Origin of the sequence: Caballeronia sordidicola (assembly GCF_002220365.1) — a bacterium.
GTDB classification, from domain to species: Bacteria; Pseudomonadota; Gammaproteobacteria; order Burkholderiales; family Burkholderiaceae; genus Caballeronia; species Caballeronia sordidicola_C.
The window spans coordinates 1-2,115 of the sequence record NZ_MTHB01000176.1 but is presented as its reverse complement, the minus strand read 5'-3'; the positions used below and the strand labels follow the sequence as shown (position 1 = coordinate 2,115).

2 protein-coding genes and 1 riboswitch are annotated in these 2,115 nt (G+C 59.7%); of the genes, one reads left to right on the top strand and one right to left on the bottom strand.

What is annotated here, in order from left to right; translation table 11 throughout:
* On the bottom strand, window positions 1-1,232 hold a 1,232-nt coding region (locus BSU04_RS25555; protein ID WP_089163198.1), incomplete at its 3' end, for a voltage-gated chloride channel family protein.
* Window positions 1,233-1,311: 79 nt separating this feature from the next.
* Window positions 1,312-1,380, bottom strand: a riboswitch (Fluoride riboswitch).
* A 297-nt stretch (window positions 1,381-1,677) separates the two neighbouring features.
* Here BSU04_RS25555 and BSU04_RS25550 point away from each other — a divergent pair.
* Window positions 1,678-2,052 (top strand): glutathione S-transferase N-terminal domain-containing protein, encoded by a 375-nt coding sequence (locus BSU04_RS25550; RefSeq protein WP_089163197.1) that lies wholly within the window; start codon window positions 1,678-1,680, stop codon window positions 2,050-2,052.
* The last annotated feature ends 63 nt before the right edge of the window (window positions 2,053-2,115 follow it).

Genomic DNA, 2,115 nt, shown 5'->3' with positions numbered 1-2,115 from the left:
CGGTGCTTGCGATGTTTGCCATGCCCGACGCGCTGCGCGTGATAGATGCCCGCATGTCCGGAAAACAGATAAGCGGTCACGCAACCGATTGCGGCAAGTGGGCCGATGCCCGTGCCGAACAACTCCATAGCCATGATCGTGGTGGTGATCGGTGTATTTGCGGCCCCTGAGAACACCGCAACGAAGCCGATGGCTGCCATCAGCGCGAACGGCATATGCAGCAACGGCGCCAGTGCATTGCCGAGGGTCGCGCCGATGTAGAACAGCGGCGTGACCTCGCCGCCCTTGAAGCCTGTACCAAGCGACGCAACGGTAAAGCCGAACTTTGCGAGAAAGTCCCACGGCTGCATCGGCTGCTGAAACGAGCGAACGATATCGGGAATGCCGAGGCCAATGTAGTGATAAGCATCGAGCGCCCACACGGCAGTCGCTATGACGATCCCGCCCACGAACGGGCGCAACGGCGCATATGTGATGTGGCGCTTCACCAGCGCGCCGAGCTTGTGCGCGCTGGTTGCGAATGCCATGCCGACCAGACCGAACGCAATGCCGGCGATAACGACGGCAACGACGCTCCATGCGGTGATCGGCGCGATCGCGCCGACCGCATAGTGGACGTGATGGACGCCCCATGCCAGACAGACCTGATCGGCGACGATGCCCGCTACGATGCAAGGAAAGAGTGCGTCATAACGCATACGCCCGATTGCAAGCACTTCGAGGCCGAACACTGCGCCGGCTAGCGGTGTGCCGAACACCGACGCGAAACCTGCGCTCATGCCGATCATCAGCAGAATGCGACGGTCTTCACGTTCGAGACGAAACGCGTGGGTCAGTTGGTCCGCGAGTGCTGCGCCCATCTGCACCGCTGTACCCTCTCGGCCGACCGACGCACCGAATAGATGCGAGACGATCGTGCCGCCAAGCACGAGCGGCACCATGCGCAGTGGCACGACCTTCTTCGGATCGTGGATTTCGTCGATGATCAGGTTGTTGCCCGCAACGACCGGCTTACCCAGCAGGTGGTACAGCCAGCCCACGGCAAAGCCCGCCATAGGCAGCAGCCAGATCGCCCAGCGGTGCGCTTCCCGCCACGCGGTTGCACGATCAAGAGAGATAAGAAAGAAGGCCGAGGCGGTGCCCGCGAGAGCCGCGGCGACGCAGGCGATCAGAAACCACTTCCCCAGATAGGGCAGTAGTTCGAGTTGTTCAAAGCGATTGAGTTTGTGCATTGGTCATGTGCGCGATGTTGCTTGGCCTGACCAACGAAAGGATGTGAGCATGAACGCCTACAGCCCCGACGATAGTCAGGTAACTGTAGGCGTCATTAACTGCGCTGAGCGCAGTGGTTAAAGGAGGAACGCCATCTCCAAAAGCAACTTGGACTATATAGCATCCGATGGCAGCGAACAACCACGTACATCCTTCTAATCAGGCCTAGAGGATGTTGGATTACGCTGCGTTTTCGCGGTACGGTCTTTTCTGAAAGGCAGCTGAAATCGGTTAGCGGCCATTGCATTTGGTGGCCGGCGAAGGACTGCTTGGAGTCGACTAGCCGCCAAGGGTGCTACGCTCCGCAACCGTTTTGGGAGTCGTAGGGCTGTGTCTGGCCAGGAGCAGTCGGCTATTGGACGGAGTAGACTTGCCAGCTTCCATTCTCCGCTCGAGATATTCTCTATGTTGATGAAAGCCCTGCGTGTCGGTCTCGGCCAGCTAATCGTGCTCGGCGACGCCGTCAGTCGCCCGCGTCCGCAACGCCGTTCGGTGCAGGGTCAGGCCGCGGTGGCAAAAGAAGCGGCGCATCTGTCGCTGTATCAGTTCCATGCGTGCCCTTTCTGCGTCAAGACACGACGTGCCCTGTATCGTCTGAATGTGCCGATGACGCTGCACGACGCGAAAAACGATTCCATGCAACGGGAGCGTCTGCTGGCCGGCGGCGGCAAGGTCAAGGTGCCCTGCCTGCATATTCAGGAAGAAGACCAGTCGCGCTGGTTGTACGACTCCAACGCAATCATCGCCTACCTGGAGCAACGCTTCTCCGGGATCGTTTGATGTGGGGCGTGGAGGGTACGTAATCCGAGTCTTATTCCCAGGACAACCATCCACGCGACAACC

Coding starts and splice junctions, on each gene's coding strand:
- BSU04_RS25550 (WP_089163197.1), top strand. CDS start 1,678: ATGTTGATGAAAGCCCTGCGTGTCGGTCTCGGCCAGCTAATCGTGCTC.